The following is a 22,630-nucleotide window of genomic DNA, read 5'->3' on the forward strand; positions in this document are numbered from 1 at the left end:
TATAGTAAAATTAAAAAAACATTTGGTGATAGATTTTACATTGAGATTCAAAGACATAATGATCAAAATGAAATTGGATTTGAAAAATTTAATTTAAAAAAATCTTTAGATTTAGAGATACCTATTATTGCAACTAATGAAGTTTTTTACTTAGATAAAGATATGCATGAAGCACACGATGCTTTAATTTGTATTGGTAATAAAACATATGTAAATGAAAAAAACAGATTAAGATTAACTGATCAACATTATTTAAAAACCAACTCAGAGATGTCCGAATTATTTGCTGACTTACCTGAGGCTTTAGAAAATAATTATAATTTTCCATTAAGATGCAGTTATCGACCGTTATTTTCTAGCCCAATATTGCCCAATATTAGTAGTGAGAAAGGTGGTAATGCAGATGAAATTTTAAAAAAAGATTCAATAGAAGGTTTAAAAGTCAAGTTCAACAAGATCTTTAATTTAAGTGATAAAGATTTAGAAAATAATAACTCTTATAGAGAATATAAGAAAAGACTAAATCATGAACTTTCTATTATTATAGAAATGAAATATTCGAGTTATTTTTTAATAGTTGCTGACTATATAAAGTGGGCAAAAAATAATGATATTCCTGTGGGTCCTGGAAGAGGTTCGGGAGCTGGTTCGTTAGTAGCTTGGTGTTTATCAATTACTGATGTAGATCCAATAAAATTTAATCTTATTTTTGAAAGATTTCTAAATCCAGATAGAATTTCAATGCCAGATTTTGATATAGATTTTTGCGAGGATAAAAGAGATCAAGTTTTTGAGTATCTAACAACAAAATACAAAGACAGTGTAGCTCACATTATAACGTTTGGTAAATTAAAAGCACGAATGGTAATTAGAGACGTTGGACGTGTTTTGGGATTAGCATATGGATTTGTTGACAGTATATCTAAGATGATACCTTTTGATCCATCTAGACCACAAAATTTAAGTCAATGCATTGCAGGAGAGCCACGATTACAAAAACTTATAAAAGATGATCCAAGAGTAAAGAAACTTACTGATCTCTCATTAAAATTAGAAGGGCTTAACAGAAACGTTGCTACCCATGCCGCTGGAGTGGTAATAGCAGACAAAAAACTCACTGAAGTTGTTCCTTTGTATAAAGATATTTCTGCAGATCTATTATTGCCATCTACACAATTTGATATGTACTCTGCGGAAAATGCAGGTTTAGTAAAATTCGATTTTTTAGGTTTAAAAACACTTACAGTAATTAACAATACCCAAAAACTTGTAAGAAAAAAAATTAAAGATTTTCATATAGATAAAATTAGTTATGAAGATCAAAAAGTTTTTGATCTAATGTCCACAGGCAAAACAGTTGGGTTATTCCAAATTGAAAGTGCTGGAATGAGAGAGGCTTTAACTCAAATGATGCCAAATCATATTGAAGATATTATTGCATTAGTTGCTCTCTATAGACCAGGACCAATGAGCAATATTCCTACATACAATGATTGTAAACATGGTAAGCAAAAACCAGATTATTTACACCCACTTCTAGAAGATATTTTAAAACCAACTTATGGCGTAATTATTTATCAGGAACAGGTAATGCAGATTGCTCAAAAATTGTCAGGATTTACAGCAGGACAAGCTGACCTTTTGAGAAGAGCCATGGGTAAAAAGAAAAGAGCAGAACTTGAAAAACAGAAACAAGGGTTTATTGCCGGAGCTGTTAAAAATGGAATAGCAAAAGATGTTGCTGCAGGAATTTTTTTAAAAATTGAACCATTTGCAGAATATGGCTTTAATAAAAGTCACGCTGCTGCGTATGCAATTATTTCTTACCAAACAGCATTTTTAAAAACATATTATCCAAAAGAGTTCATTGCAGCATCAATGACGATGGATATATCTAATCAAAATAAATTAAGTGAGTTTTATGAAGAATTAAAAAGATTGAATGTTGAAATTGTTCGTCCAGATATAAACGAATGTTTTGCTGATTTTAGAACGATAGATGATAAATTTTATTATGCGCTTGGAGGAATTAAAGCTGTAGGTTATGAAGCAATATCAAACATAGTGAAAGAAAGAACTTTAAATGGAAAATTTGAGTCAATTCATGATTTTATAAATAGAGTAAATCCAAAAGATATAAACAAACTTCAATTAGAAGGTTTAGTTAAAGCAGGTGCATTTGATAAATTAAACTCAAACAGACAAGCTTTGTATAATTCTATTCCCACAATTATAGCTAAAAATAAAAATATATTTGATAATAAATCTGCTAATCAGATTGACTTATTCGCAGAAGATAAAAGTTCACAGAATGACATTTTAATCAAAACTGAAGATTGGAAATTTGAAGAAAGATTATCAAAAGAATTTGAATCAGTAGGTTTCTTTATTTCAGACCATCCTTTAAATCAATTTACGGAAATTTTTAATGATTATAAAATAATAGATTATTCAAGTTTTATTTCAAAAGAAGATTTAAAGGATGGCAACATTGCTGCAACATTATTAAAGGTTCAAGAAAGAAAAACTGCAAAAGGAAATTCATATGCTGTTTTGAAATTAACAGACCTATCAAGTGTATTTGAGCTTTTTATCTTTTCAGATGTTCTTGAGTTAAATAGAGAAATTTTAAAAGAGGGTAGCTCTCTTATTTTAACATTATTTAAAAATACTTCAAATGATGAAAATAGATTAACCAGAATAAACGTCCAAAAAATAGCTTCTCTTAAAAATTTATTTAATAGCCCTATAAACGAGGTTTCATTCAAACTAAATTCTGATGAACAAATTAAAAAAATATCTACAATCTTGAAAGATGACGGCAAGACAGTTGTAAATATTAATTTAGTAAAAGGAGATAATATCCTTCAATTTAGATTGAAAAATCCACGTAAATTAGACAGAAATGCTTTAAATCTCTTAAGAAATCAAGAAATTCAGGCAATAATAAACTAAATAAGTACTTGTTAAATTTATTAAATATTTGTAAATACTTCTCAAATTAAATTAACACGCACACAGTTGTTGGTTTTATACCTCCGGTCCTTAATTGGAAATTACTGTGGTGGCTTAACCGGGAATAAATATGAAAATACCTAACCTTACAATACAACAATTACTAGAAGCAGGCGTTCATCTTGGACACAAAACTTTAAGATGGAATCCAAAAATGAAAAAATATATTTTTGGAAAAAGAGATTCTATTCACATTATAGACTTAACTCAAACCCTTGAATTAACAAAAGTTGCTCTAGAAAAAGTTTATGAGACTATTGCAAATAATGGAAAAATTTTATTTGTATCAACTAAAAAACAAGCCTCTGAAGCCATAGCTGAAGTAGCAAAAGAAACAGATCAGTATTTTGTTAATTACAGATGGTTGGGAGGAATGCTTACGAATTGGGGAACAATTTCAAATTCAATTAAAAAATTAAAAAAGTTAGAAACAGATTTAGCTGCAGAAAATAGAGGTTTTACAAAAAAAGAACTTTTAAAAATGAGTGTTAAAAAAGATAAACTTCAAAGATCTTTAGGTGGTATAGCTGAAATGAAAAAAGTTCCAGATTTAGTATTCGTTATAGATACAAATTATGAATCTCTAGCTATAGCCGAATCTGCTAAATTGGGAATACCAATTATTGCAATTTTAGATAGTAATTCTAATCCAGATAATATTGATTATCCAATTCCAGGCAATGATGATGCAAGAAGAGCTATTGACCTTTATTGTAATTTAATCAAAGAAACAATTAATAGTGCAAAAAGTTCTACACCTGCAAGTGAAAACAAAAAAAATAAAGATAAAGTTAATGCCGATGATAAAACAAAAACTATTCAGGAATTAGATAGAGAAAAATTGGAAAAAAAATTTTCCAGAGATGTTAAGGAGAAATTAAACTAATGAGTGATATAGAGAAAGTAAAAAAACTTAGAGAAGCAACTGGCGCTGGTTTTAAAGATTGTAACTTAGCTATTAAAGAATCAAATGGAAATTTAGACAAGGCAATTGAAATCTTGAGAGTTAAAGGAATTTCAAAAGCATCAAAAAAAATGTCAAGAGATGCAAAAGAAGGTGTTGTTGTAGTCAGTGGAGATAAAACCAAAACTTCAGTTGTTGAAGTAAATTGTGAAACAGATTTTGTTGCTAAAAATGATGATTTCATCAACTTCGTTAAAGAGTTAGGCGAATTAAATAATCAAAATAATTCAAACATTGAAGATTTAAAGAAATCTAAAATGAAAAATGGCTTAACAGTTGATGACAATTTAGTGGCATTAATTGCTAAAATTGGTGAAAAAATTACAATTGGTAAAGCTAAAACTATTCAAAATTCTGATGGAGTAAATAATCACTATCTGCATACAGTTGTAAAAGATAATGTTGCAAAATTAGCTGTTATGGTTTCGCTTGATACTAAAGATAATTCTGAAACAGTTAAAACATTTAGCAAGCAATTATCAATGCATATAGCTGCATCAAATCCACTAGCATTAGAGTCTAGCTCAATAGAGCAATCTATTATAGATAAAGAGCAAGAGCTAGTTACTGAGGAGTTAAAAAATTCAGGAAAGCCTGAGGATATTGCAAAAAAAATAAGCTTAGGTAAAATGAACAAATTTAAAGAAGAAAATGCGCTTTTAACGCAAGCTTGGGTAATGGAACCAAAGAAAAAAGTTCAGGATGTATTAAAAGAACTTTCTGTAGCTGATTTAAAAATTAAAGAATTTTATAGAATAAAAATAGGAGAATAAATGTTTGATGAAAAATCATACAGCCTTAAAATGGATAAAGCCATTGAGGTGTTCTCTAAAGAGCTTTCCTCATTAAGAACAGGAAGAGCCAATGCATCAATGCTTGATCTTATTAAGGTAGATGTTTATGGACAAAAAATGCCAATTAATCAAATTGGAAGCATAACAACCCCAGAACCAAGAATGATAAATATACAAGTTTGGGATGCAAATAATGTAACATTAGTTGATGCTGCAATACAAAAATCCGATCTAGGTTTAAATCCTCAAATAGATGGTCAATTAATTAGATTACCTGTTCCAGAACTCAATGAAGAGAGACGAACTGAATTAAAAAAAATGATTAAATCTATTGGAGAAAAATGCAAAGTATCGATTAGAAATATTAGAAGAGAAGCTAATGAAGATTTAAAAAAACTTTTAAAATCAAAAGAAATTGGTGAAGATGATGAAAAATCTCATGAAAAAAAAGTTCAAACAATTACAGACGAGCATATAAATTCGGTTGATGAAAAAGTTTCCTCAAAAGAAAAAGAAATAATGACCATATGAACCCTTTAAATCACGTGGCCATTATCATGGATGGTAATGGAAGATGGGGGATTAAACATAAAAAATCAAGAAATGCAGGACATAAAGCTGGACTAAAAGTTGTTGAAAAAATTATTAAAGAGACAATTAAAAATAAAATAAAATATCTAACACTTTATGCTTTTTCTACAGAAAATTGGAAACGACCGAAGAAAGAAGTAAATTATTTGTTTAGTTTGTTAGAAAATTTTTTAATTAATAAAATTGAGGCATTACACAAACAAAAAATTAAATTAAAAATAATAGGATTTAAAAAATTTCCAAAAAAATTAAATAATTTACTAATACAATCAGAAAAAAAAACATTTCAAAATAAACAATTGCAAATTAATTTAGCCTTAAATTATGGATCTAAAACTGAAATAATTAATGCAATAAAAGGAATCTATAAAAATAAAAATAAAATAAATGAAGAAAATTTTAAAAAATATTTATTAACAAAAAATATCCCTGATCCTGATATCTTAATAAGAACAGGAGATACAAATAGATTGAGTAATTTTTTATTATGGCAATTAGCATATTCAGAGATATTTTTTGTAAAAAAATTATGGCCAGCATTTAATGAGAAAGATTATAATAAAATAATTAAAAAATATAAAAATATTAAAAGAAATTTTGGAAGTATATAATGAGTAATTTATTTAAAAGATTCATCACTTCTTTTGTATTGTTATCAATTTTAATATTTTGTTTTATTTATAGCTTATATTCATGGACTTTTTTTTTAATAGTCACGTCTATAATTTCATTTATTGAATTTAAATTTTTAATAAAAAAAATATGGAGCAAGGAAAAAAAAATAATTTTTATATTCAATATAGTTTCAATAATATATCTTTTATTACTTATATATGTCAGTTTAAATATTTATATTAAGTCACCTTCTTTTTTATTTTTTATACTGCTGATTTGTTTCTTTTCTGATACCGGCGGATATTTAGTTGGTAATTTAGTCGGAGGAAAAAAATTAACAAAAATCAGTCCAAATAAAACAATTTCAGGAAGTGTAGGATCTTTTGTATTTTCTATAATTCCAATATTTATTTATTATATTATTAATGAATATACTGAACATATAGAAAGTAATTTGTATGATAATTGGCTTGTTCTAACATTTGTTTGTTTATTTTTATCTTTAGTTTGTCAGCTTGGGGATCTATTTATTTCATACTTTAAAAGAAAAGCAGTGGTAAATGATACAGGATCAATTTTACCAGGTCATGGCGGATTATTAGATAGGATAGATGGGACGATATTTGTTTTACCAGTAGCTTATGTATTAAATATTCTAATTTTCTAATGATTAAAAAAAAAATAGCAATTCTTGGTTCCACGGGGTCAATTGGTAAAACATTATTAAACATAATTGAAAAAAATAAAAAAAACTTTGAGGTTGTGCTTCTTACTGCAAATAATGATCACAAAACATTATTGAGACAAGCTAAAAAATTTAAAGTAAAAAATTTAATTATAATTAATGATAAATCTTATGAAATTCTAAAAAAAAATACAAAAAAAAATAATTTTAAAATTTTTAATTCTTTTAAGTTTTTAAATAAAATTTTTAATAAAAAAATAGATTATGTAATGAGCTCTATAGTTGGTATACATGGTTTTGAACCTACTTTAAGCATAATCAAATTTACAAAAAAAATTGCAATAGCAAATAAAGAGTCAATTATATGTGGTTGGAATTTAATTAACAATGAACTTAAAAAAAATAAAACACATTTTATACCAGTAGACTCAGAGCATTTTTCATTATGGTATGGTCTTAATAATATCAATACAAAAAATATTGAAAAAATTTATTTGACCGCATCTGGAGGTCCCTTTTTTAAAACTCCATTGAAAAATTTACAAAATGTAAAAATAAAACAAGCTCTTAATCATCCTAATTGGAAAATGGGTAATAAAATTTCAATCGACTCTGCTACGATGATTAATAAAATTTATGAAGTAATTGAGGCAAAAAACATATTTAAAATTCCGTATGAAAAAATAGAAATTATAATTCATACAAAGTCTTATATACATGCAATTATAAAATCTTATAGTGGTATGATTAAAATTATAGCACACGATACGACAATGAGTATTCCAATTTTTAACACTCTTTTTTTTAATTCAAGTAAAATTATAAAAACAGAAAAATTAAATTTTAAATTACTTAACAAATTAGATTTTAATAAAATAGATGTTAAACGTTATCCAATGATAAAAATTTTAAATTATTTGTCTAATAAACACTCTTTATTTGAGACAGTAATTGTTTCTGCTAATGATGCCCTTGTTGAACTTTATTTGAGGAGGCAAATTAAATTTACTGATATCCAGAAACAATTGTTTCAACTGATAAGAAAGAATGAATTTTTAAAATATAAAAAGATTTATCCTAAAAAAGTAAGTGATATAGTCAATTTAAATAATTATGTACGTTTAAAAATATTTAAAACAGTATATAAATCATCCAATGTTTAAACACTTTAAAACCTATTTTGTTTCAATAATTTTATTTATTTTTACATTTTTAACTCCAGTAACAGGTGAAATTGTTAATAATATTAAAATTGAGGGTAATAATAGAATTGCTGATGAAACAATTTTAATGTTTTCAAATATAAACCTAGGTGATGATTTAAATGAAAACCAAATTAATAATACTCTTAAACGTATTTATGAAACCAATTTTTTTAAAAATGTATCACTAGAATTAAAAAATAATTTATTAATTATTTCAGTTTCTGAAAATCCAATAATTGAAAATATTACTTACAATGGAATAAAATCAAATACTATTAAAGAAAAAATTACTGAAAATCTAAAATTAAAACCAAGGACATCATATAATGAGATAATTTTGAATAAAGATAAACAAAATATTTTATCATCTCTTAAAAATCTTGGTTATTACTTTGCACTTGTTGATATAAATTTAACCGAACTTGAAGATAATAAGGTAAATTTAGATTATGAAATTACATTAGGTGATAAAGCAAAGATTAAGAAAATTTCTTTTATTGGTAATAAAATTTATAAAGATAGTAAATTGAAAAACATAATTATAAGCGAAGAGTATAAATTTTGGAAATTTATTTCTGGAAAAAAATATCTTAATGAGGACATTATTAATTTTGATAAAAAATTACTAAGAAATTTTTATTTAAATAAAGGTTTTTATGATGTTAAAATAAATTCTTCTTTTGCAAGATTAGTCGATGATAAAGAATTTGAACTTGTTTTTAGTATTGATGCTAATAAAAAATATTTTTTTGGAAAATTAAATTTGGATCTTCCAATAGATTATGAGGTTTCTAATTTTCAAAATATAAATAAATTGTTTAAGGAATTAGAGAATGAACCATATTCAATTAATTCTGTTGAAAAAATTATTAATGAAATAGATAAAATTGCTATAAATGAACAATACGAGTCGATAAAAGCTACAATTAATGAAAATATTGTAGATAGTAAAATTAATTTAACTTTTAACATTAAAGAGATTGATAAATTTATTGTAGAAAAAATTAATATTTTTGGAAATAATATTACAAGAGAAAGTGTTATTAGAAATCAATTTGTTATTGATGAAGGTGATCCATATAATGAAATCTTAATTAATAAGACAGAAAATGAAATCAAATCACTAAATTTTTTCAAAAATGTAACTACTGAAGTTATTGAAGGAACAAAAGATAAATCGAAAATAATTAATATCTCTGTTGAAGAAAAACCAACTGGAGAAATAATGGCTGGTGCTGGATTTGGAACATCCGGAAGCTTAATAGAATTTGGTATAAAAGAAAATAATTATTTAGGTAAAGGATTAGCCTTAGAGACTAATATCTCAATGGGAAGTAATAGAGTCGAAGGAGAATTTAATATCAAGAATCCAAATTTTAATAATACTGATAAAATGGTTAATTTTGGTTTGAGAGCTAGAGAAACAGATAATTTAACAAAAAATGGTTTTAAGTCAAAAAAAATTGGTGGTTTAATAGGAACAAGTTTTGAATTTTTAGAAGATTTCAGACTTGGATTACAAACTTCATCATTCATAGAAAATATCGAAACAGGATCAAAGGCATCTGCAAGAATGCAAAAGCAAAAAGGAGATTATTTTGATACATATTTAAAATTTGATTTTGATTATGATAAAAGAAATCAAAAATTTAAAACTACAGATGGATATAGAAGTTATTATTCTGTAGACTTACCAGTCGTAAGTGACAATAATACACTTACTAATTTTTATAATTATAAAATATTTTCAGAATTGTATGAAAATAATATTTCTTCTGCATCTTTAAGTTTAAGCGCAGCAAAATCAATTACTGGCGATGATATTAAATTATCTGAGAGATTGTATATTCCATCAAGAAAATTGAGAGGATTTGTTAGTGGAAAGGTTGGACCAAAAGATGGTGTGGACTATATTGGTGGAAATTATTATGCGATATTAAATTTAAGCTCAACACTTCCACAAATTTTACCAAACTATCAAAATGTTGATGTAGCAACATTTTTTGATCTTGCTAATGTATGGGGCGTAGATGATCCATCCCTAGATGATTCCAATAAAATACGTTCTTCTATTGGTATTGGTGTTGACTGGTATACAGTAGTTGGTCCATTAAGTTTTTCATTTTCCCAACCTTTGACAAAAAATTCAAATGACAAAACAGAAACATTTCGATTTAATCTTGGCACAACTTTTTGATGAATTTTATTAAAAAAAAAATTACTTTATTAATAATTGTTTTTATTAACACAAATTCTGTTTATGCATTTGATGGTACGGTATTTATTGATATTGATTATATTTTAAATAATTCAAATTATGGAAAGTCTATTATTTTAGATTTAGAAAAACTTAAAAAAAAAAATACTGAAAAAATTACTATTAATGAAAAAAATATAAAATTAAAAAAAGATACAATAAATAAAAATAAGAATATTTTATCAGAAGATAAATTAAAAGAAGATATTGATAATTTTAACAAAGAGGTTAAAAAATATCAGACAGAAAAAAAAAATCTTTTAATTGATTTTGATAAAGAAAAAAAAAATAAATTAGAAAAGTTCCTAAAAGAAATAAATCCCATTATACAGGAATTTATGGCAGAAAATTCGATTGATATTGTTTTAGAAAAAAAACAAATTTTTGTTGGAAATTCTGACAATGATATTACAAATGATATATTAAAATTAATTAACAAAAATTTGTAAATTTAATGAACAAACTAAATAAAGACGAAATAAGGAATCTTTTACCACATAGAGAGCCAATGTTATTAGTGGATGAATTGTATGATATAAAAAAACTATTTTCAGCATCAGCTTTAGTTAAAGTGAGAAAAGATAGTTTTTTTGTTCAGGGTCATTTCCCCGATAACCCTGTTATGCCTGGTGTTTTGATTGTAGAGTCTTTTGGTCAGGCTGCTGCAGCTTTAACAGCCTCTGGTTTGGATAAGTCAACTTATGAAAATAAATTAGTATTCCTAATGGGTGTTGAAAAAGCTAGATTTAGAAATCCAGTTATACCAAATTGTGATTTAATACTCAAAATAGAAGCTATAAGGTCACATGGTAGAGTTTGGAAATATAAAGGTGATGCTTTTGTAAATGATCAAAAGATGGCAGAAGCTATATGGTCTGCTACAATTGTTGATAGGAAATAAATAGCAATAAATATTGATAACTCATTTTAAATTGCTTTGGTAAAAGCAATTATGTCAAACCCTTTTTTAGTAAATCATGGTCCTTTTTTAATTTCAAATATTCTCAGCAACTTAAAACTTAATTACGATAAATCTAAAAAAGATTATGAAATTTATGATATTAAAGATTTATTAAGTGCAACAAATAAAGATATTTCTTTTTTTCATTCAAAAAAATATTCAAACCTTGCCAAAAATACTAAAGCTTCATTTTGTATAACTACACATAATTTAAAAGAAAATTTACCAAAAAGTTGTGAACCAATTATTGTTGAAAATGTTCTAGTTTCTACCTCAAAAATAACAGAAATTTTTTACCCAGATTCTATCCATGATAATTTCGACATAACCTCGAGAAATATTAATGAAACAAAATTTAAGGATAAAGTTAAATATGGTAAAAATGTTTTGATTGGTGAAAACGTATCGATCGGATCTAATTGTCTAATTGGACATAATAGTATAATTGAAAAAAACGTTTCTATCGGTAACAATTGTTCTATAGGTTCGAATAACATAATAAGAAATACGTTAATAAAAGATAATACAAGAATTTTAGATAATTGTGTTATAGGAAAACATGGTTTTGGGTTTTTTCCAATTAAAAACAACAATTTAAGGTTTCCTCATATCGGTATCGTTTTAATAGAAGAAAATTGCGAAATTGGATGTGGGTCCACTATAGATAGAGGTTCAATGTCCAATACAGTTATTGGTAAAAATAGTTACCTAGATAATCAAATTCATATAGCGCACAATGTTAGAATAGGTAAAAATTCAATCATAGCTGGACAAGTAGGTATAGCCGGAAGCACAATTATAGGTGAAAATGTCAAAATTGGAGGTCAAGCAGGAATTTCTGGACATCTTAATATAGGAAATAATGTTGAGATAGGCGGAGGGTCTGGTGTTATTAATGATATTCCAGATAATAGAAAAGTTATGGGTTATCCTGCAAAAAGTATAAGAGAATTTTTAAGAGAAAAAAAATGATACATAAAACATCTATAATTGATCCTAAAGCTAAAATTTCAGACGGAGTTAAAATTGGTCCATATTCTGTTATTGGTCCCAATGTTGAAATAGGCAAAGATACTGAAATACAATCACATGTAAATATTACAGGAAATACAAAAATAGGAAAAAAAAATAAGATTTATCCTTTTGTATCTATAGGCAATGATCCCCAGGATTTGAAATATCATGGTGAAGAAACAAAATTACAAATTGGTGATAATAATAAAATTAGAGAATACGTAACAATTAATCCAGGTACAAAAGGAGGTGGTGGTTTAACAAAGGTTGGTAATAATTGTTTATTTATGGTTTCAGCTCATGTCGCTCACGATTGTTTGGTTGGAAATAATGTAATATTGGCTAACAATGTACCTCTTGGCGGTCATGCACATGTTGATGATTATGCTATTATTGGTGGAAATTCAGCAGTTCAGCAGTTTACTAGAGTTGGAAAAGCTGCAATGATTGGTGGCATGTGTGGCGTAGTAAGAGACGTGATACCTTATGGAATAGCACATGGAAATAGAAGTATTTTGCAAGGATTAAATTTAATTGGCTTAAGAAGAAAAAATATTCCAAATAAAGAAATAATGATCTTGAGCGAAGCTTATAAAGAAATTTTTAAAAGTGAAAATTTGACAGAAAATTTAAGCAATTTATCAAATGAATTTAAGGATAATGGACTAGTTGCAGAAGTAGTTGGATTTATAGAAAAAGATAAAAAAAGACCAATTTGTACTCCGTTTTCAAAATAAAATGATAGGTTTGTTTTTAGGTGACACTGATTTTTCAGAAATAGTTCTTAGAAAAATTAAAAGATTAAAAAAAAAATATTTTATAATCGATTTTTCAAAAAATAATAAATTTCAAAATGATAAAAATTCTTTCAGAATAAGTATTGGAAAATTTGGATCAATTATTAACTTAATTAAACAAAAAAAATGTAAAAAAGTTTTATTTGCAGGCAAGATTGCTAAACCTAATTTTTCTTCTTTAAGATTAGATTTAAAAGGAATTTATTATATGCCTAGTGTAATCAGAGCAGCCAAAATAGGTGATGCTGCTATAATCAAATCAATAATAAAAATATTAAAAAATGAGGAAATTAAAGTTATTAGCTCGATATTTTTTAATCCAGAGCTTTCTTTAAAGAAAGGAAATTTCAGTAAATCAAAACCAAATAAACAGGACCTTATTTCTATAAAAAAAGCGAAAGCTTATTTTAATAAAACAAAAAGTTTAGACCATGTCCAGGCTTTAGTTGTTAAAGAAGGTAAAATTTTAGCTAAAGAAGGAAGAGAAGGAACAAAAATAATGCTATCAAAATTGAAGAAAAATTCAGATGGAATTTTAATAAAACTTCCAAAAAAGAAACAAGATTTAAGAGTGGATCTACCAACAATTGGACTACAAACTTTTATAGATATTAAAAAATATGGATTACGAGGTGTTGTTTTACAATCTAAAAAAAATATTTTTTTAGATAAAGTTGAATGCATTAAATTTGCTAATAAAAACAGGATTTTTATTAATATTATATGAAAAAAATATTCATACTAACTGGTGAACCTTCTGGAGACAAATTAGCTTCAACAGTTATTTCTAAATTAAAATCTCAAAATCCTGATATTGAATATTTATCAGTTGGTGGAAATCATTTAAAAAAATTAGGAATTAATTCTATTTTTAATTTAAGTGAAATAACTTATCTGGGTTTTACAAGTATTTTACTCAATATATTTAAAATCAGAAATAAAATTAACCAATCAGTTGATGAAATAATTAAATTTAATCCTGATATATTATTTTCTGTTGATAGTCCTGATTTTACTATGCGTGTTGCTGAAAAAGTAAAAAAAATTAACAATAATATAAAAACAATTCATTATGTAGCTCCCCAAGTTTGGATATGGAGAAAAAATAGAGTAAAAAAAATTAAAAAATATATCGATCATATTCTTCTTTTATTTAACTTTGAAAAAAAATATTTTGATGAAGAAAATATAAAAAATACTTTTGTTGGACACCCGTTAATTGAGAATAATCAAGATAATAAAAAAATTATTGAAAATATAATTCCTAAAGACAAAAAAATTATATCAATTTTCCCTGGAAGTAGAAAATCTGAAACTGACGTATTATTAAATATTTTAATTGATTTTACAAAACTAATGAACAAAAGACATAATGATTTTTACTTTTATTTTCATGCAACTGATGAAAATAAAAATTTAATTTTGTCAGAAATTAAAAAATTTAATATTGAAAATGTAGATGTGGTTTCAGATGAAGGTATTAAATCTAAAATTTTATCTAATTCAATTTTTGCCGTATCTAAATCTGGTACAGTTTCACTGCAAATTTCGAGCTCAAATATACCTTCTATAATTATTTATAAACTCAGTTTTATAAATTTTATGATATTTAAAATGTTAGTTAATGTTAAATTTGCAAATATAATTAATATTATCAATAATCGTGAAGTTATTCCTGAATTATTACAAAGTGAATGTAATGCTGATGAAATTTATAGATCTGTAATTTATCTTTTAAAAAACCCTGACCTTATCAAAAAACAATTATCTGATTGTTCAAAAACATTAGATGGAATTAGATCTAAAACTTCTTCATCTGAAGAGGCTTGTTTAGTTTTAAGAAATTATCTTAGCTAGTCTTTTTAAAACTTCTTCTTTACCAAGAGCTATAACTATATCATATAATCCAGGACCAAATTTTGATCCTGTTAAACCAATTCGTATAGGCTGACCGACACCTTTAAAATTTGTATCATTTATTTTTATTAAATTATTTACTACAGGCTCTAAATTCTCCTTATTTATTTTTGAAATAGATGTTAATTCTTTAATAAATTCTGAAATAATTTTTTTTGCTTTATCATCAATCAATTTTAAATCATCATGATTGAACTTAACTTCATCATTGATGATGAATTTTGAATTATTGTAAATATCTTCTAAGGTTTTAGCCTTATTTTTTAAAAATGATAATGAGGATTTAACTTTTGTTTCTTTATCACTTTTAATTTCTTCTTTATAAATTTTGCAATATTCAAATAGATTTTGATAAAGATCGTTCTCATCGATTGTTTTTATATAGTGCTCATTCATTGATAATATTCTGCTTATATCTAGCTTTGATGGTGATTTGCCAATACCTTCTAAATTAAAGAATTCAATGCTCTCATCCAGAGTAAATATTTCTTTGTCTTGATATGACCATCCAAGTCTAAGTAGATAATTTCTTAAAGCATCAGGCATTATGCCTATTTTTGAGTAATCATCTAACGTTGAGGCATTATCTCTTTTTGAAAGTTTTTTACCTTCAATAGTATGAATTAATGGAATGTGCGCAAATTCAGGAACATCCCAACCCATTGCTTGATATATTTGTATTTGTTTAAAAGTATTTATCTTATGATCATCTCCTCTAATTATATGTGTCATTCCCATTTGATGATCGTCCACTGTTGCTGAAAGGTTGTAAGTCGGCGTTCCATCGTTTCTTAAAATTATAAAATCTTCTATTGTATTATTTTCAATTTCAATATCTCCTTGAACTAAATCTTTAAGTTTAGAATTTCCATTTATTTTACTTTTAAATCTAATCACGGGTTTAATATCTTTAGGAGCATCTTTTTCATCAGAATCTCTCCATTTTCTATTATAAATATATGGCATCTTTTTTTGCCTAGCTCTTTTTTTTTGTTCCTCTATCTCTTTAGCAGAGCAGTAGCATTTATATGCGTTACCTTTTTTTAATAATTCATTAGCAATTTTAACGTGATCTTCTATTTTTTGTGACTGAATATATTCTTCACCATCATGCTCAATTCCTATCCACTTTAATGATTTAATAATTTGTATTTTGTGTTCTTCTTTTGATCTTTCTTTGTCAGTATCTTCAATTCTTAGGTGAAAAGTTCCTTTTTGATTTTTAGAGAACAACCAATTAAATAAGGCAGTTCTAACCCCTCCAATATGAAGAGCTCCAGTAGGGGATGGAGCAAAACGTGTTGCTACTTTAGACATCAATGTTGTTTAGACTATTTTTTTAGAAGTTTCTATATAAAGATACTAAAACTCCTTGAACTTTTACTCTATCAGGTCCAAAAATCTTAGTTTCATAATTTCTATTAGCACTTTCAAGCGCCACAACTTTACCTTTTTTTCGAATTCTTTTTAACATCGCTTCATGCTCATCTATTAATGCAACAACAATTTTACCATTATCAGCAGTATCTGTTCTTTTAATAATAACAGTATCACCTTCATGAATACCTGCATCTATCATGGAGTCACCTTGAACTTTTAATCCAAAGTAATCACCATTTTTTTCTAAATTATTTGGCAGTGGAATTCTAGATACCTCATTTTGTATTGCTTCAACAGGTGTTCCAGCTGCAATTTTTCCAAGCACTGGTACTTCTACTTCATCTGAATCAGTTTGTTCTTCATCTAATCCACCTTTAATCACACTAGGTGAAAAGCTATTATAAATATCATTGGCAGAAGCTGTTTCTGGCAATTTAATTACCTCTAAAGCTCTTGCTTTGTGAGCTAATCTTTTTATAAAACCTCTTTCTTCTAAAGCACTAATTAATCTATGAATACCTGATTTAGATTTTAAATTAAGAGACTGTTTCATCTCCTCATATGAAGGAGATACGCCAGAACTTCTCAACTTCTTGTTGATAAATAAAAGTAGGTTTTTTTGTTTTTTTGTAAGCATAAGAACAAATATCGTACAAACAATGTTCTATAAAAGTTCTTTTAAATTAACAATACTAAAAAAAACTAGTAAAATATGGCTTAATTTGACTATAAAACTGAAAATATAGAATTTTTATCTAAGTTTTTCAAAAGTGATTCACCAATTAAAAAAGTGTTAATTGATGTTTTGTTATTAAGCTCTAATAGCTCTTCTTTATTCTTAATTCCACTTTCAGATATTAAAGGACCTTTGTGACTTTTTACAACATCATAAATATCATAAGTTGTATTTATATCAGTTTTAAGTGTTTTTAAATTTCTATTGTTTATTCCAATTAATGCATCTTTAAAATTTAATGCTTTTTTAGCTTCTTCCACTGTATGAACTTCAACTATAACCGACATATTGTATCTCATAGCTTCATCATATAATTCAGAAGCAAGATCATCTGAAACCCCAGCTAAAATAATTAAAATAGCATCAGCGCCATAACTTTTTGCCAAAGGTATTTGAAATTTATCGATAAAAAAATCCTTACACAATATAGGTAAATTTATTTTATCTTTAATTTTGCTTATATGAATTAAATTTCCTAAAAAATAATCTTCTTCTGTTAAAACTGAAAGGCAAGTTGCCTTATTATTTAAATAAATCTGAGCAATATCTACAGGATTATAATTATCAATTATTATACCCGCTGAAGGACTTGCTTTTTTAATTTCTGCAATAATTGAGGTTTTATTATTTTTTATATTATTTTCTATTTTCTCTTTAAAATTAATATAGCTGTTGTTTTTATTAATTAATTTATCCAAAGTTTTAAGATCTAGAGATTTTTTTAATTTATCAACTTTTTCAATTTTCTTTTGAATGATATTTTGAAGTATATTTTCAGACATTTTGAATTTTTTCTAGATGTAAAAAAGTTTTTCCAGAAAGGATAAATTCTCTTGTATAATTATATGCTTCAGAAAAGTCTGAAAATTTTTCTCCAACAATTAAACCTGCTGCAGCATTTAAACAAACTGCTTTTGAAAAGTCATTATCTTTACCTTTAAAAATTTCAATCATCTTATCAGCATTAAATTTTGCATCATCACCCACTAGATTTTTAAAATTATCTGCATTAACCCCTAAAGCATTTGGATCTATTTTTATTTCAGATATTTGACCATCTTTTAATTGAATAACATTAGTGATTGCATATGGAGATATTTCATCTAATCCATCCTCGCTATTTACTATCCAAGCAAATTTTAAATTTAAATTTTTAAGTCCTTCTGCAAAAATTTTTAATAATTTTTTATCAAAAACACCTACAACTTGTCTCTCTACAAGTGCTGGATTACTTAATGGACCAATCATATTAAAAATGGTTCTTTTTCCAATTTTCTTTCTTACGGGTCCTACAAATCTCATCGCACTATGATAATTTGGTGCAAACATAAAACCAAAATTGTTGGTATTAATTTCTTTTTCAATATCCTCAGGTTCTAAATCAATTTTAATTTTAAGAGCTTCTAAAACATCACCGGACCCACATTTCGAGGAAACAGCTTTATTGCCATGCTTAGCAACTTTTGTACCCATACTAGCTAAAAGTAGGGCAGAAGCAGTTGAAATATTGAGGGTATTCATACCATCACCGCCAGTACCACAAGTATCAATACAATCACTTACATTTACTCGTTTTGATTTTTCTCTCAGAACAAAAACTCCACCTGCTATTTCATCTGAAACTTCACCTTTTTCAGATAGCAAAGTTAAAAAGTCAAAAATTTCATCATCACTGGCTTTTCCTGACATTAATATTTCAAAAGCAGTTTTACTTTCTTCAAAAGTTAAATTTTGTTTATTTTTAAGTTTTTCTAAAATTTGATCCATAAAATTAATTGTTAATAAAGTTTTTAAGAATTTTCATTCCAAAATTTGTTTTAATACTTTCAGGATGGAATTGTACACCATGAATATTGAATTTTTTATGTTGAACACCCATTATAATCCCATCTTCTGTCTCTGCTGTAATCTCTAGCTCTTTTGATAACGTTTTTTTATCAATTATCAAACTATGGTATCTGGTAGCTTCAAATGTATTTGGGAGGTTTTTTAAAATACCGATTTTTTTGGATTTAATTTTGCTTGTTTTGCCATGCATTAACTTTCTTGCTTGAACAATTTTTGATCCAAAAACTTGTCCAATTATCTGATGACCTAAACATACTCCTAAAAAAGGTAATTCTTTGTATAATGAATTCAATATTTTAATACAATTGCCAGATTGATTTGGGTTGCCTGGTCCTGGTGAAATAACAATTTTATCATATTTCTTTTTAATGATTTCTTTAGAATTAATTTTATCATTTCTAACTACATCAACTTTAACATTCAATGAGGAGATATAGTGATACAAATTAAAAGTAAAACTATCGTAATTATCTATTAACAATACTTTCATTATCTTAAAGCATTAATTAAAGCTTTCGCTTTATTAACTGTTTCCTCATATTCATTTTTAGGTTTACTATCTGCAACTATACCTGCACCTGCTTGAACATAAAATTTTTTATTTTTAGCAACTGCAGTTCTTAAGGCTATGCATGTATCAAATTCCCCATTTGCAGAAAAATATCCAATTCCACCTGCATAAACTTTTCTTTTTGTTGTTTCTAATTCATCTATAATTTCCATAGCTCTAATCTTTGGAGCTCCAGAAACAGTACCTGCTGGAAAACCAGCTAAGAGCGATTTAAATTTTGAAAATTTTTTATTATATTTCCCAACTACATTTGAAACTATATGCATAACATGAGAATATCTTTCAATAATAAAGCTTTCTGTGACTTTTACTGAATTTATCTTTGAGACTTTACCAGCATCATTTCTACCCAAATCAAGTAACATCAAATGCTCTGAAAGTTCTTTTTTATCTTTAAGCAGGTCTCTTTCATAAAATAGATCTTCTTTTTTAGTTTTACCCCTTGGTCTAGTTCCTGCAATTGGTCTTACAGTAATTTTATTATCCCTAAGTCTTACAAGTATTTCAGGACTAGCACCAATTATTTGAAAATCCTCAAAATTGAAGAAAAACATAAAAGGAGAGGGGTTTGTTACTCTTAGTTTTTTATAAATGTCTAATGGTTTTTTTGTTAATTTTGCCTCAAATCTTTGGCTTAAAACAACCTGAAAAATATCTCCTAATTTAATATATTTTTTTGCCTTATTAACCATTGATAAAAATTTATTTTTTGAAGTGTTAGATTTCACTTTTATATTTTTTGATTTTTGAATTATTTTTTTATCAATATTCTTAATTGATGACTGAATGAGTAATTTAAACAAATCAGATTTAACTTCTTCATATTTATTTTTATAGTTTTTAATTTTTTCATCTTTAAAAATGTTAGATATGTAAAATATTTCTTTTTTTAAATTGTCATGAATGACTAAAGTTCTTGGACGAAGAAGTCTAACATCTGGTAAATTGAGATCATTTTTACAATTATTTGGAATTTTTTCTATATATCTGATTGAATCATAAGAAAAATACCCAGAGATTAATGAGCAAATATTAGGTAAATTTTTGGGAGTTTCAAACTTGAAATCTTCAATTATTTTTTCAATTAATTCATCTGGTTTATTATTTAATTTTCTTTTTTTATTTCTTTGAATTAAATAAGAATTATTATTATTAAATTCCCAAATTTTATCAGGATTTTTACCAAATATTGTATATCTGCCTTTGATTTTACCTTTTTCTACAGACTCAAATATAAAACTATTTTTTTCCTCTAGAAAATTATCAATTAAATTTAATACTTCTTCATCATTTTTTACTTTCTTTTTAGTAAAGATGATTTGATTTTTTTTGCTTCTGTGTCGAAACTTAAAATCTTTGAAGCTTCGATTAATAATCATTTGAAATAATTTTTAACTCTATCAATAGTTTTTTGATTTAATTGAACTTGATACTTATCATTAAGTAATTGATCATACGATTGTAAAATAGTTTTTCTATTATTTGTATTTTGGCTATTTACAAATTTAAGATATTTTTCATCTGCTTTGTTAAATGAATTTTTATTTGTTCCAGTAATTTTTACTAAAAAAATTTTATCTTCTTTATTTACTAGAGCAAAAGAGTTTACAGGTAACGAATAAAGCATTTTTACTGAATTAATATCAATGAGTTTGTCATCTTCTATAGAATTAATAGAAGAATATTCCTTATTTGAACCTGCAAGTTCCTCAAATTTTGAACTATCGAATTTATTTTTTTGAATTTCTTCTATAATTTCTCTGTTGTAATCAAATTTACCTTTTTGATATATTAACTCAACTATTTCTCCTTTAATGATGTCATCATTTAAATCTGGAGTTCGATCATATTGATTATCAATATTATAAAGTAAAAAGTTATCACCATTTTCTATCAAATCTATTTTAGATGCTTTCTTAGAATAAATTAGATCTTCATTACTCTGTTTACTAGAGCTAGGTACAAACTCATTTACCTCAATAATGTCAACATTTATATCTTCTAATATAGTGTCAAATGTACTTCCTTGTGAAATTTTGTTTTCAATTGAGTCTATTTCATCAAAAAATTCTTGATTGAATTCTTCAATGCCAATTAGATTTTTTGGATTTAAAATTACATACTTAAAATCTATATATTCTCTTTTTAATTGATCTTTGTTTTCATCAATAAATACTTCAATTTCATTTGCTGTATAATCATCTTTTGTTTTATATAGATTTTCCATATCAAAATACTCGATGTCTAAGGATTTATTATTTTCTTCAAACTTTTTTTCTATCAAAAAATTTGGTGTTATTGTTCCAGCACCAATAAAATCAAATAAGTGTTTCTGTAATTCTCGATTTTTTAATTGCAATTCAAACATTGGAGCTGACAAGTTGTTGGAGAGTAAAAATTTTTCATATTTAATTCTTTGAAAAGTACCATTTTCATCTTGGAAATTTTTATTTTCTTTAATGTTTTTAAGTATGGTTCTTTCGTTAATTGAAAGATCAAAGTCTTTAATTTCTAAATCAATCAATGTAGTTGAAATTAATCCTGATAATAATTCTTCAATAATATTGTTGTCTAAATTATCTCGAATAGCTTCTTGTGAAATTCCACTTTGATTCACATAGTCAATAAAATCTTGGGTTGTTACATTTGTTTTATTTATTTTTGCAATATTGTTTTGATTGTTTGTACTAAACCCACCGCCAAAACCACCAAAACCAAAAGCGATGATGATTATGACAATTAACACCAATCCACCAAGTTGTTTCCAGCCTAAGTTTTTTAATTTTTCAATCATAGCGTTATAAATTTATTGATCTGTAAAAAACAAATCTATAGATTAAAAAGTCAATTATGACAAATAAATATATGTATTTTGTAGCTAATTGGAAAATGTTTGGTGATTTAAAAACTCTAAATTCACTTGATAAAGTAATAAAGTTTTTAAAAAATAATAAAAAAAATAAGATAAAAATAGTTTATTGCCCACCAAATACATTAATTCGTCCATTGTCGAGAAGACTTAAAAAAACAAAAATAGAGGTTGGTGCCCAAAACTGTCATCACAGCTATGACTACGGTGCGCACACTGGCCAAGTAAATTCTACAATGCTTAAAAACGTTGGAGCAAAGTTTATTATTTTGGGACACTCAGAAAATAGGCACTTAGGAGAAACAGACAATATAATTAATTTAAAAATTAAAAGTGCAATTAAATCAGGCTTGAAAATTATATTTTGTATTGGCGTAACTTAAAAAAAAAAATACTGAAAAAATTACTATT

22 protein-coding genes are annotated in these 22,630 nt (G+C 26.0%); 15 read left to right on the plus strand and 7 right to left on the minus strand.

Translation table 11 applies throughout. The features are described 5' to 3' along the window. The 14 genes from dnaE to lpxB form a co-directional block, all read left to right on the plus strand. Nucleotides 1–2,955: DNA polymerase III subunit alpha (gene dnaE / locus AMN88_RS02055; protein ID WP_075536201.1), on the plus strand; the 2,955-nt coding region annotated here is incomplete at its 5' end. 130 nt (nucleotides 2,956–3,085) lie between these two features. Further along, entirely contained in the window at nucleotides 3,086–3,901 is an 816-nt protein-coding gene (gene rpsB, locus AMN88_RS02060; RefSeq protein WP_075536202.1) for a 30S ribosomal protein S2, read from the plus strand. Beyond that, nucleotides 3,901–4,752 carry a translation elongation factor Ts gene (tsf, locus tag AMN88_RS02065; protein WP_075536203.1) on the plus strand — a complete coding sequence of 284 codons (852 nt, stop codon included), beginning with the start codon at nucleotides 3,901–3,903 and terminating at the stop codon, nucleotides 4,750–4,752. The genes rpsB and tsf overlap by 1 nt, the downstream gene beginning before the upstream one ends. Further along, nucleotides 4,753–5,304 (plus strand): ribosome recycling factor, encoded by a 552-nt coding sequence (frr, locus tag AMN88_RS02070; protein ID WP_075536204.1) that lies wholly within the window; start codon nucleotides 4,753–4,755, stop codon nucleotides 5,302–5,304. Further along, complete coding sequence (gene uppS, locus AMN88_RS02075) at nucleotides 5,301–5,975, plus strand: polyprenyl diphosphate synthase (protein ID WP_075536205.1); 675 nt, start codon at nucleotides 5,301–5,303, stop codon at nucleotides 5,973–5,975. Before frr ends, uppS begins: the two co-directional genes overlap by 4 nt. Further along, complete coding sequence (locus tag AMN88_RS02080) at nucleotides 5,975–6,646, plus strand: phosphatidate cytidylyltransferase (protein WP_082254614.1); 672 nt, start codon at nucleotides 5,975–5,977, stop codon at nucleotides 6,644–6,646. The genes uppS and AMN88_RS02080 overlap by 1 nt, the downstream gene beginning before the upstream one ends. After that, the gene (locus AMN88_RS02085; protein ID WP_082254615.1) at nucleotides 6,646–7,827 is read left to right on the plus strand and encodes a 1-deoxy-D-xylulose-5-phosphate reductoisomerase; all 1,182 of its coding nucleotides are present in this window, start codon (nucleotides 6,646–6,648) and stop codon (nucleotides 7,825–7,827) included. Before AMN88_RS02080 ends, AMN88_RS02085 begins: the two co-directional genes overlap by 1 nt. Beyond that, nucleotides 7,820–10,066 (plus strand): outer membrane protein assembly factor BamA, encoded by a 2,247-nt coding sequence (gene bamA, locus AMN88_RS02090; protein WP_075536207.1) that lies wholly within the window; start codon nucleotides 7,820–7,822, stop codon nucleotides 10,064–10,066. The genes AMN88_RS02085 and bamA overlap by 8 nt, the downstream gene beginning before the upstream one ends. Then, the gene (locus tag AMN88_RS02095) at nucleotides 10,066–10,575 is read left to right on the plus strand and encodes an OmpH/Skp family outer membrane protein (protein WP_075536208.1); all 510 of its coding nucleotides are present in this window, start codon (nucleotides 10,066–10,068) and stop codon (nucleotides 10,573–10,575) included. The genes bamA and AMN88_RS02095 overlap by 1 nt, the downstream gene beginning before the upstream one ends. Before the next feature lie 5 nt (nucleotides 10,576–10,580). Then, nucleotides 10,581–11,027 carry a 3-hydroxyacyl-ACP dehydratase FabZ gene (gene fabZ / locus AMN88_RS02100; RefSeq protein ID WP_075536209.1) on the plus strand — a complete coding sequence of 149 codons (447 nt, stop codon included), beginning with the start codon at nucleotides 10,581–10,583 and terminating at the stop codon, nucleotides 11,025–11,027. A 51-nt stretch (nucleotides 11,028–11,078) separates the two neighbouring features. Further along, nucleotides 11,079–12,059, plus strand: coding sequence for a UDP-3-O-(3-hydroxymyristoyl)glucosamine N-acyltransferase (lpxD, locus tag AMN88_RS02105; RefSeq protein WP_075536210.1), 981 nt, complete (start codon nucleotides 11,079–11,081; stop codon nucleotides 12,057–12,059). After that, nucleotides 12,056–12,838: an acyl-ACP--UDP-N-acetylglucosamine O-acyltransferase gene (lpxA, locus tag AMN88_RS02110; RefSeq protein ID WP_075536211.1), complete on the plus strand. Its 783-nt coding sequence runs from the start codon at nucleotides 12,056–12,058 to the stop codon at nucleotides 12,836–12,838. The genes lpxD and lpxA overlap by 4 nt, the downstream gene beginning before the upstream one ends. Before the next feature lies 1 nt (nucleotide 12,839). Then, nucleotides 12,840–13,625 (plus strand): UDP-2,3-diacylglucosamine diphosphatase LpxI domain-containing protein, encoded by a 786-nt coding sequence (lpxI, locus tag AMN88_RS02115; protein WP_075536212.1) that lies wholly within the window; start codon nucleotides 12,840–12,842, stop codon nucleotides 13,623–13,625. Further along, complete coding sequence (gene lpxB, locus AMN88_RS02120) at nucleotides 13,622–14,755, plus strand: lipid-A-disaccharide synthase (protein ID WP_075536213.1); 1,134 nt, start codon at nucleotides 13,622–13,624, stop codon at nucleotides 14,753–14,755. Before lpxI ends, lpxB begins: the two co-directional genes overlap by 4 nt. Here the strand turns inward: lpxB and gltX are convergent. The 7 genes from gltX to AMN88_RS02155 all read right to left on the minus strand — a co-directional run bounded on the left by gltX (nucleotide 14,735) and on the right by AMN88_RS02155 (nucleotide 22,144). Further along, nucleotides 14,735–16,132 (minus strand): glutamate--tRNA ligase, encoded by a 1,398-nt coding sequence (gene gltX, locus AMN88_RS02125; RefSeq protein WP_075536214.1) that lies wholly within the window; start codon nucleotides 16,130–16,132, stop codon nucleotides 14,735–14,737. The genes lpxB and gltX overlap by 21 nt on opposite strands. Nucleotides 16,133–16,154: 22 nt before the next feature. Further along, a complete protein-coding gene (gene lexA / locus AMN88_RS02130; protein ID WP_075504136.1) occupies nucleotides 16,155–16,832 on the minus strand; it encodes a transcriptional repressor LexA in 678 nt (225 codons plus the stop codon). An 89-nt stretch (nucleotides 16,833–16,921) separates the two neighbouring features. Beyond that, nucleotides 16,922–17,713 (minus strand): indole-3-glycerol phosphate synthase TrpC, encoded by a 792-nt coding sequence (locus AMN88_RS02135; RefSeq protein WP_075536215.1) that lies wholly within the window; start codon nucleotides 17,711–17,713, stop codon nucleotides 16,922–16,924. After that, nucleotides 17,706–18,698: an anthranilate phosphoribosyltransferase gene (trpD, locus tag AMN88_RS02140; protein ID WP_075536216.1), complete on the minus strand. Its 993-nt coding sequence runs from the start codon at nucleotides 18,696–18,698 to the stop codon at nucleotides 17,706–17,708. Before trpD ends, AMN88_RS02135 begins: the two co-directional genes overlap by 8 nt. A gap of 4 nt (nucleotides 18,699–18,702) precedes the next feature. Continuing rightward, nucleotides 18,703–19,269, minus strand: coding sequence for an anthranilate synthase component II (locus tag AMN88_RS02145; protein WP_075536217.1), 567 nt, complete (start codon nucleotides 19,267–19,269; stop codon nucleotides 18,703–18,705). Beyond that, on the minus strand, nucleotides 19,269–20,726 hold the full coding sequence (gene trpE / locus AMN88_RS02150; protein WP_082254616.1) for an anthranilate synthase component I: 1,458 nt from the start codon (nucleotides 20,724–20,726) through the stop codon (nucleotides 19,269–19,271). The genes AMN88_RS02145 and trpE overlap by 1 nt, the downstream gene beginning before the upstream one ends. Further along, nucleotides 20,726–22,144, minus strand: coding sequence for a SurA N-terminal domain-containing protein (locus AMN88_RS02155; RefSeq protein ID WP_075536219.1), 1,419 nt, complete (start codon nucleotides 22,142–22,144; stop codon nucleotides 20,726–20,728). Before AMN88_RS02155 ends, trpE begins: the two co-directional genes overlap by 1 nt. 56 nt (nucleotides 22,145–22,200) lie before the next feature. Between AMN88_RS02155 and AMN88_RS02160 the strand changes: the two genes are divergently transcribed. Continuing rightward, nucleotides 22,201–22,602, plus strand: a complete 402-nt coding sequence (locus AMN88_RS02160) for a triose-phosphate isomerase (protein WP_256997777.1) — start codon at nucleotides 22,201–22,203, stop codon at nucleotides 22,600–22,602. Nucleotides 22,603–22,630: the final 28 nt, after the last annotated feature.

The organism is Candidatus Pelagibacter communis (assembly GCF_001180165.1).
GTDB lineage: Bacteria > Pseudomonadota > Alphaproteobacteria > Pelagibacterales > Pelagibacteraceae > Pelagibacter > Pelagibacter ubique_P.

Excerpts from the sequence above, each read along its gene's own strand:
- AMN88_RS02145 (WP_075536217.1), bottom strand. The coding sequence starts at position 19,269 with ATGAAAGTATTGTTAATAGATAATTACGATAGTTTTACTTTTAATTTG.
- lpxD (WP_075536210.1), top strand. The coding sequence starts at position 11,079 with ATGTCAAACCCTTTTTTAGTAAATCATGGTCCTTTTTTAATTTCAAAT.
- AMN88_RS02160 (WP_256997777.1), top strand. The coding sequence starts at position 22,201 with ATGACAAATAAATATATGTATTTTGTAGCTAATTGGAAAATGTTTGGT.
- AMN88_RS02135 (WP_075536215.1), bottom strand. The coding sequence starts at position 17,713 with ATGTCTGAAAATATACTTCAAAATATCATTCAAAAGAAAATTGAAAAA.
- lpxI (WP_075536212.1), top strand. The coding sequence starts at position 12,840 with ATGATAGGTTTGTTTTTAGGTGACACTGATTTTTCAGAAATAGTTCTT.
- lexA (WP_075504136.1), bottom strand. The coding sequence starts at position 16,832 with ATGCTTACAAAAAAACAAAAAAACCTACTTTTATTTATCAACAAGAAG.
- bamA (WP_075536207.1), top strand. The coding sequence starts at position 7,820 with ATGTTTAAACACTTTAAAACCTATTTTGTTTCAATAATTTTATTTATT.
- rpsB (WP_075536202.1), top strand. The coding sequence starts at position 3,086 with ATGAAAATACCTAACCTTACAATACAACAATTACTAGAAGCAGGCGTT.
- lpxB (WP_075536213.1), top strand. The coding sequence starts at position 13,622 with ATGAAAAAAATATTCATACTAACTGGTGAACCTTCTGGAGACAAATTA.
- AMN88_RS02085 (WP_082254615.1), top strand. The coding sequence starts at position 6,646 with ATGATTAAAAAAAAAATAGCAATTCTTGGTTCCACGGGGTCAATTGGT.
- tsf (WP_075536203.1), top strand. The coding sequence starts at position 3,901 with ATGAGTGATATAGAGAAAGTAAAAAAACTTAGAGAAGCAACTGGCGCT.
- AMN88_RS02080 (WP_082254614.1), top strand. The coding sequence starts at position 5,975 with ATGAGTAATTTATTTAAAAGATTCATCACTTCTTTTGTATTGTTATCA.
- trpD (WP_075536216.1), bottom strand. The coding sequence starts at position 18,698 with ATGGATCAAATTTTAGAAAAACTTAAAAATAAACAAAATTTAACTTTT.
- frr (WP_075536204.1), top strand. The coding sequence starts at position 4,753 with ATGTTTGATGAAAAATCATACAGCCTTAAAATGGATAAAGCCATTGAG.
- AMN88_RS02155 (WP_075536219.1), bottom strand. The coding sequence starts at position 22,144 with ATGATTGAAAAATTAAAAAACTTAGGCTGGAAACAACTTGGTGGATTG.
- AMN88_RS02095 (WP_075536208.1), top strand. The coding sequence starts at position 10,066 with ATGAATTTTATTAAAAAAAAAATTACTTTATTAATAATTGTTTTTATT.
- gltX (WP_075536214.1), bottom strand. The coding sequence starts at position 16,132 with ATGTCTAAAGTAGCAACACGTTTTGCTCCATCCCCTACTGGAGCTCTT.
- fabZ (WP_075536209.1), top strand. The coding sequence starts at position 10,581 with ATGAACAAACTAAATAAAGACGAAATAAGGAATCTTTTACCACATAGA.
- lpxA (WP_075536211.1), top strand. The coding sequence starts at position 12,056 with ATGATACATAAAACATCTATAATTGATCCTAAAGCTAAAATTTCAGAC.
- uppS (WP_075536205.1), top strand. The coding sequence starts at position 5,301 with ATGAACCCTTTAAATCACGTGGCCATTATCATGGATGGTAATGGAAGA.